4 protein-coding genes are annotated in these 7,653 nt (G+C 49.2%); 3 read left to right on the top strand and 1 reads right to left on the bottom strand.

All coding sequences use genetic code 11. The features are described from left to right. A partial coding sequence (locus ACH6C1_RS19570) for an NTTRR-F1 domain (RefSeq protein ID WP_483887691.1) occupies positions 1-2,990 on the bottom strand: 2,990 nt, incomplete at its 3' end. Between the two features lie 417 nt (positions 2,991-3,407). Here ACH6C1_RS19570 and ilvD point away from each other — a divergent pair. The 3 genes from ilvD to ilvN all read left to right on the top strand — a co-directional run bounded on the left by ilvD (position 3,408) and on the right by ilvN (position 7,650). Beyond that, a complete protein-coding gene (gene ilvD, locus ACH6C1_RS13405) occupies positions 3,408-5,075 on the top strand; it encodes a dihydroxy-acid dehydratase (protein WP_095222947.1) in 1,668 nt (555 codons plus the stop codon). A 320-nt stretch (positions 5,076-5,395) separates the two neighbouring features. Next, entirely contained in the window at positions 5,396-7,129 is a 1,734-nt protein-coding gene (ilvB, locus tag ACH6C1_RS13400) for a biosynthetic-type acetolactate synthase large subunit (protein ID WP_374077793.1), read from the top strand. Further along, a complete protein-coding gene (gene ilvN / locus ACH6C1_RS13395; protein ID WP_038559726.1) occupies positions 7,126-7,650 on the top strand; it encodes an acetolactate synthase small subunit in 525 nt (174 codons plus the stop codon). The genes ilvB and ilvN overlap by 4 nt, the downstream gene beginning before the upstream one ends. Positions 7,651-7,653 lie beyond the last annotated feature (3 nt).

Raw genomic sequence — 7,653 nt, 5'->3', positions numbered from 1 at the left:
ATTCCTGCAGGTCCTGTTGTTCCTGTCGCTCCTGCTGCTCCCGTTGGACCGGTAATTCCTGCAGGTCCTGTTGTTCCAGTTTCTCCTGCTGCTCCCGTTGGACCAGTAATTCCTGCAGGTCCTGTTATTCCAGTTTCTCCTGCTGCTCCCGTTGGGCCGGTAATTCCTGCAGGTCCTGTTGTTCCTGTCGCTCCTTCTACTCCCGTTGGACCGGTAATTCCTGCAGGTCCTGTGGATCCAGTTTCTCCCGTTGCCCCAGTGATTCCTGTCGATCCCGTTTCTCCCGTTACTCCGGTGAGCCCTGTCGGTCCGGTTTCTCCGGTAACTCCAGTAGATCCTGTGGATCCTGTGGCTCCGGTTTCTCCCGTTACTCCAGTAAGTCCTGTTGATCCGGTTTCTCCTGTTACTCCAGTGATTCCTGTGGACCCGGTTTCTCCCGTTACTCCAGTAAGTCCTGTCGATCCGGTTTCTCCCGTTACTCCGGTAAGCCCTGTCGATCCGGTTTCTCCCGTTACTCCAGTGATTCCTGTGGACCCGGTTTCTCCCGTTACTCCAGTAAGTCCTGTTGATCCAGTTTCTCCCGTTACACCAGTAAGTCCTGTGGATCCAGTTTCTCCCGTTACTCCGGTAAGCCCTGTCGATCCAGTTTCTCCTGTTACTCCAGTGATGCCTGTGGACCCGGTTTCTCCTGTTACTCCGGTAAGCCCTGTTGATCCTGTTGATCCCGTTACTCCAGTAGGTCCTGTTAAACCGGTTTCTCCTGTTACTCCAGTGATTCCTGTGGACCCGGTTTCTCCTGTTACTCCAGTGATGCCTGTGGACCCGGTTTCTCCCGTTACTCCGGTGAGCCCTGTCGATCCTGTTTCTCCCGTAACTCCGGTGAGCCCTGTCGGTCCGGTTTCTCCGGTAACTCCAGTAGATCCTGTTGATCCCGTTACTCCAGTAAATCCTGTTGATCCTGTTTCTCCCGTTACTCCAGTAAGTCCTGTTGCTCCGGTTTCTCCCGTTACTCCGGTAAGCCCTGTTGCTCCGGTTTCTCCTGTTACTCCGGTAAGCCCTGTTGCTCCGGTTTCTCCTGTTACTCCGGTAAGTCCTGTGGATCCAGTTTCTCCTGTTACTCCGGTAAGTCCTGTGGATCCGGTTTCTCCCGTTACTCCAGTAAATCCTGTGGATCCGGTTTCTCCCGTTACTCCAGTAATTCCTGTCGATCCGGTTTCTCCCGTTACTCCAGTAATTCCTGTTGATCCAGTTTCTCCTGTTACTCCAGTTATCCCCGTAGCTCCGGTTTCTCCCGTTACTCCAGTGATTCCTGTCGAGCCGGTTTCTCCCGTTACTCCGGTGAGCCCTGTCGGTCCTGTTTCTCCCGTTACTCCAGTGATTCCTGTTGATCCAGTTTCTCCCGTTACTCCGGTAAGCCCTGTTGATCCGGTTTCCCCGGTTTCCCCTGTTACCCCAGTGATTCCTGTCGAGCCGGTTTCTCCCGTTACTCCGGTAATCCCTGTCGAGCCGGTTTCTCCTGTTATCCCAGTGATTCCTGTCGAGCCGGTTTCTCCTGTTACTCCAGTTATCCCTGTAGCTCCGGTTTCTCCTGTCACTCCAGTAAGTCCCGTTGATCCAGTCTCTCCCGTTACTCCAGTAAGTCCTGTTGATCCTGTTTCCCCTGTTACTCCAGTAACTCCCGTTGCTCCAGTCTCTCCTGTAACTCCTGTTGATCCGGTTGCCCCGGTAACTCCAGTGATTCCTGTAGAGCCGGTTGCCCCGGTAACTCCAGTGATTCCTGTAGATCCAGTTTCTCCCGTTACCCCAGTAATTCCTGTTGATCCAGTTTCTCCCGTCACTCCGGTAAGCCCTGTTGATCCGGTTTCCCCTGTTACCCCAGTGATTCCTGTCGAGCCGGTTTCTCCCGTTACTCCGGTGATTCCTGTCGAGCCGGTTTCTCCCGTTACTCCGGTGATCCCTGTTGCCCCAGTCTCGCCGGTTTCTCCGGTAAGCCCTGTTGATCCGGTTTCTCCGGTAAGCCCTGTTGATCCGGTTTCTCCGGTAAGCCCTGTTGATCCGGTTTCTCCTGTTACCCCAGTGATTCCTGTTGCTCCGGTTTCTCCAGTGACTCCGGTGATCCCTGTTACTCCAGTTATCCCCGTAGCTCCGGTTTCTCCTGTCACTCCAGTAAGTCCCGTTGATCCAGTCTCGCCTGTTACTCCCGTAAGTCCGATTGGTCCGGTTTCTCCTGTTACCCCAGTGAGTCCGGTCGCGCCAGTTTCCCCTGTTACTCCGGTAAGTCCTGTTGAGCCGGTTTCTCCCGTTACCCCGGTAAGCCCTGTCGATCCAGTTTCTCCTGTTACTCCAGTGATCCCTGTCGATCCTGTTACTCCTGTTACTCCTGTTACTCCAGTGGGTCCGGTTGGTCCAGTTCCCCCAGTAATGCCTGTGATTCCAGTAGCACCGGTCACACCAGTATTACCCGTAACCCCTGTTGGTCCTGTAGGTCCTGTTGCTCCAGTAATACCAATTCCGCCTCTATAAATTGACAGTGTAACGTCATCTACGAGGATGTTGCCTATAGCAGGACCCGGAAGTGTATTAATCAACAAGAAAATTTGTGCTGTTCCTTGAGGTGCTGTGACGGAGATACCAGTAACTTCTCTCCAACCTCCCTGTGGAGCTATAGGTATGTTATCTGAAGGTATATCCAGCAGCAATCCTCTCCCCACTGTTTGGAAGTTTCCCGTTAGAAAGATTATTTGTATCTGTACTGTCGGTGCAAGCTGTTCACTTTCCCTCGCCAAGTAAACTGACAGATTATAACTATAGCCTGCTATAACAGGTGACACGTATTGCGCTATGAACGCAGTCTTTTGACCACCATCCAGCCTTGCTGCATAGTTGCCGCTATGCGTATATTGCTGAGTGATTGATGCAAAAGATGAAACCCATGGTACAAGACTGCCAGATTCGAATCCGCCATTCCTTACGATGTTCTGGTCAGGCATCGTTTAATTCTGCCTCCTTCAAATAATAAAAGAATTCCAATCCACATAATTTCTCTCCTATAACTATTCAAACCAAAAGCTACATGAACCCTTGTTTGACCTATATTCCTATAAGTTTTCCAAAATTGTACAAGTCCGCTCTTTTCATTAAATCAAGAGCTATAAAAAAGTTTTCTGCCAGATTATCTGACAACAACCCTTGCACCACTGTATTGGTAGCGCTTACAAGTAGTTTGAATGATTTAAAGAATCTGAAAATTTATCCAATAAGCTGTTGACCTAGCTTGTGTTAGGCGTTATGATAACTGACAATTAATCAAATAAATGAATTTTCAAATTATTCAATTCAATCAATCTATGAGCATCCAACATGTAAAGAGAAAAAGAACTTTTGCAACTGGGAGGTGTTTTGATCCAATGCGTAGTGACATGATCAAAACAGGGATTGACCGCGCTCCGCACCGCAGTTTGCTGCATGCGACCGGTGTTAAAACGTCTGACTTAGGAAAACCGTTCATCGGTGTTTGCAACTCTTACATCGATATCATTCCAGGACACATGCATCTAAACAAATTCGCTGAAGTAGTAAAAGACGCTATTCGCCAAGCAGGCGGTATCCCCTTCGAATTCAATACGATTGGTGTAGATGATGGCATCGCAATGGGCCATATCGGAATGCGTTACAGCTTACCGAGCAGGGAGATCATTGCAGATAGTGCAGAAACTGTTATACAGGCGCATTGGTTCGACGGCGTCTTCTATATACCGAATTGCGATAAAATCACACCGGGTATGCTGATGGCATCAGCAAGGACGAATGTCCCTTCTGTCTTTGTTTCCGGAGGTCCAATGGAAGCTGGTGTAAGTCCAGAAGGGAAACCATTGAATCTCGTATCCATGTTCGAAGGTGTAGGTGCCGTGCAAAACGGTACGATGACCGAACAGGAATTAGCAACAATCGAGCAGCTTGCTTGTCCGACTTGCGGATCCTGCTCCGGTATGTTCACAGCAAACTCTATGAACAGCCTAATGGAGATGCTCGGTATGACCGTTCCTGGAAACGGAACACTGCTAGCCACATCCGACGAACGGCATGAACTGATCTATGAAGCTGCCAGACACCTGATCCGGCTTGTTAAAGAGGATATCCGTCCGCGGGACATTATGACAAAGGAAACCTTTGATAATGCCTTCGCTTTGGATATGGCTATGGGCGGTTCAACGAATACAGTTCTTCATACAATCGCCATCGCTCATGAAGCCGGCATTGATTATGATCTGGCAGACATAAATAAGATTGCAGAGAAGGTTCCTTACCTTTCCAAAATCAGTCCAGCTTCAGATTATTCCATGCATGACGTCCACCTAGCCGGAGGAGTCAGTGCAATCATCAATGAGTTATGCAAGATCGATGGCCTTCTTCATAAGGAGCGTATTACCATCACTGGTAAGACAATAGCTGAGAATGTGGAAGACTACGAGATCTTAAATAAAGAGGTTATTCGTCCATTGGATAATCCCTACAGTCCAGTTGGCGGGTTGAGTATTCTGTACGGTAACCTTGCACCCGACGGCAGTGTCATAAAAGTCGGAGCTGTTGATCCTTCCATCAAGAAATTCCTCGGTGAGGCAATTGTCTTTGACTCACAGGATGAGGCACAGGAAGGCATCACGAACGGAACCGTGCAGGCAGGACATGTCGTCGTCATCCGTTATGAAGGTCCAAAAGGCGGACCAGGGATGCCCGAGATGCTCTCCCCTACTTCTGCTATTGCGGGACGCGGTCTAGCTAAAGAAGTCGCTTTGATAACAGATGGCCGTTTCTCAGGTGCGACCCGAGGCATTTCTGCCGGTCATATTTCTCCGGAGGCAGCTGAAGGCGGACCAATAGCATTTGTTGAGAATGGTGATCCAATTTTGATCGATCTGGAAGCACGCAGCATTGAATTGCTTGTGGATGAAGATGTTCTGGAGACACGCCGACAGAATTGGAAACAGCCCGAACCTAAAATCAAGTCTGGTTACTTAGCAAAATATGCAAAGCTCGTAACCTCAGCTAACACTGGCGGGGTCATGAAAATATAACCAAAACGAAGACGGGACCATAGAGACGGAAGCATTATATTCACAGAGAGCCAGGGGCGCTGGAAGCCTGGCAATATAATCCGTCATCTCTCTTCCCTGAGTGCGAAGCTGAATTACAGTAGGCTGAGCCAGGTGTACAGCACCTGTTACCAAAACGGAGCTGGCAAATGCAGCTCCATGAGGCAGTTTACCGTAAGGAAGCTGTGAACTTGGGTGGTACCGAGAAAAGCAAAGTCTTTTTTCCCCATTTCTTGCAAGATTGCTTGAATGGAGAAAAAAGGCTTTTTTTATATATCAAAATCTATTGGAGGGATATAACCATGAAGGTGAAGGCTCAAGCCGTACAAGAAAGAAATCCTGCTGCCGAAGTTCCAAAAACGGGTGCTGATTTATTTGTAGAGGCACTGCAAGCAGCAGGTGTTGATACTATTTTCGGCTATCCAGGGGGAGCTGTACTCCCGATCTATGATGCCTTGTATCGCGCAGAACCTCAGTTCCAGCACATCTTGACTCGACATGAACAAGGAGCAATACATGCCGCAGAAGGCTATGCACGTGTTTCCGGAAAGCCCGGGGTTGTGATTGCGACTTCTGGACCTGGTGCGACAAACCTTATAACTGGAATTGCCGATGCAATGATGGATTCCCTGCCGCTTGTCGTATTCACCGGCCAAGTAGGCAGAAGTGTCATCGGAACAGATGCTTTCCAAGAATCAGATGTGATGGGAATCACCACTCCTATCACAAAGCACAACTACCAAGTCCAAAGGCAGGAAGATATGCCGCGCATTATTAAAGAAGCGTTTTATATCGCCACAACTGGACGGCCAGGACCTGTAGTAATCGATATTCCAAAGGACATCTCGGGTGAGGTTTACCAAAGAGCTGCTGCTGAGGAACCTATTCACCTTCCAGGTTATCAACCGACATTGAAGCCAAATAACAATCAAATCAAAAAGCTTATCCATGCCATATCGACTGCGAAACGCCCTATTTTGCTGACAGGAGCAGGTATCCTGCATGCAAAAGCGTCGAAAGAAGTCTTAGCATTCGCAAAGCGTTTCCAGCTGCCTGTCACATCTACCCTGCTTGGACTAGGTGCCTTTCCAGCCAGTGAACCGGAATTTCTTGGTATGGCAGGCATGCACGGGACATACGCAGCCAACCGTGCCCTATATGAATGCGATTTGCTAATTAATGTAGGTGCCAGATTCGATGATCGCCTTACAGGCAACCTGGCGCATTTTGCCCCGCAAGCAACAATCGCACATATCGATATCGATCCGGCAGAAATCGGGAAAATCATACCTACCAGCATTCCTGTCGTGTCTGATGCCAAGGCTGCACTGGAAGAACTTCAAAAAGCAGAAGCAGATATTCCAGACATCCAGACATGGAGAAATCATCTGCAGCAGTACAAAGAAGATTATCCGCTATGGTTCAACAACCCTGCACAGGATCTCATTCCGCAATGGGTCATGCAGGCCGTTCATAAAGCAACGAAAGGAAATGCCATCGTCACGACCGATGTCGGGCAGCATCAAATGTGGGCCGCACAATATTACAGTTTTGACCAGCCCAATCGCTGGGTGACCTCTGGCGGACTCGGCACGATGGGATTCGGCTTCCCTGCTGCAATCGGGGCCCAGCTGGCAAGTCCCGACAGTACAGTCATCAGCGTAGTCGGGGATGGCGGATTCCAGATGACCATGCAGGAGCTTTCCGTCCTGCAAGAGCGAAAACTGCCGGTGAAGATACTGATAGTCAACAACCAAAGTCTCGGCATGGTCAGGCAGTGGCAGGAATTCTTTTACCAAGAGCGTTATTCCGAGTCGCTGCTGGATATCCAGCCGGATTTCATCAAGTTGGCTGATAGCTACAGCATAAAAGGAGTCCGCTTGGAAACACAAGAGCAGTTAGTGGCAGAGCTTCCTTCCCTGCTTCAATCCGACGAACCAGTTGTAATTGACTGTCGTGTGCTGCGTCAGGAGAATGTGTTCCCGATGATTGCACCAGGAAAAGGACTGCATGAAATGATTGGAGTGAGTCGATGAAGCGAATCATTACGGCAACCGTTCAGAATAGGAGCGGTGTGCTGAACCGGATAACAGGTTTGATGCAGAAAAGACAATTCAATATCGATAGTATTTCAGTAGGCAAAACTGAGGTGGAGCAAATCAGCCGTATGACCTTCGTCGTTGAAGTAGAAGACATGCAGAAGCTGGAACAGCTCACAAAGCAGCTTCATAAGCAGATTGACGTACTGAAAGTAGCCGATATTACCGATCACGCCATAGTTGCTAGGGAGCTGGCACTCGTAAAAGTCGTCTGCCCCCCTGCCAGCCGGAATGAGCTGCAAAGTATCATTGCTCCTTTCCGTGCCAGCGCAGTTGATATCAGCAAGGACAGCATGATTGTTCAGGTAACCGGTGATTCGGATAAAATCGAGGCCTTCCTCGAGCTTGTCCGGCCTTATGGAATCAAGGAATTAACGAGAACTGGTGTAACGGCCTTCCTACGTGGGCATCAGCCGCAAGCTGCGGATGGAAACACGTATTCACTTATAACCAATTAAAAA

It is taken from the genome of Terribacillus sp. JSM ZJ617 (genome assembly GCF_044383785.1).
Lineage (GTDB): Bacteria > Bacillota > Bacilli > Bacillales > Amphibacillaceae > Terribacillus.
The sequence above is the reverse complement of the archived record's forward strand: the minus strand, read 5'-3'. Positions and strand labels throughout refer to the sequence as shown.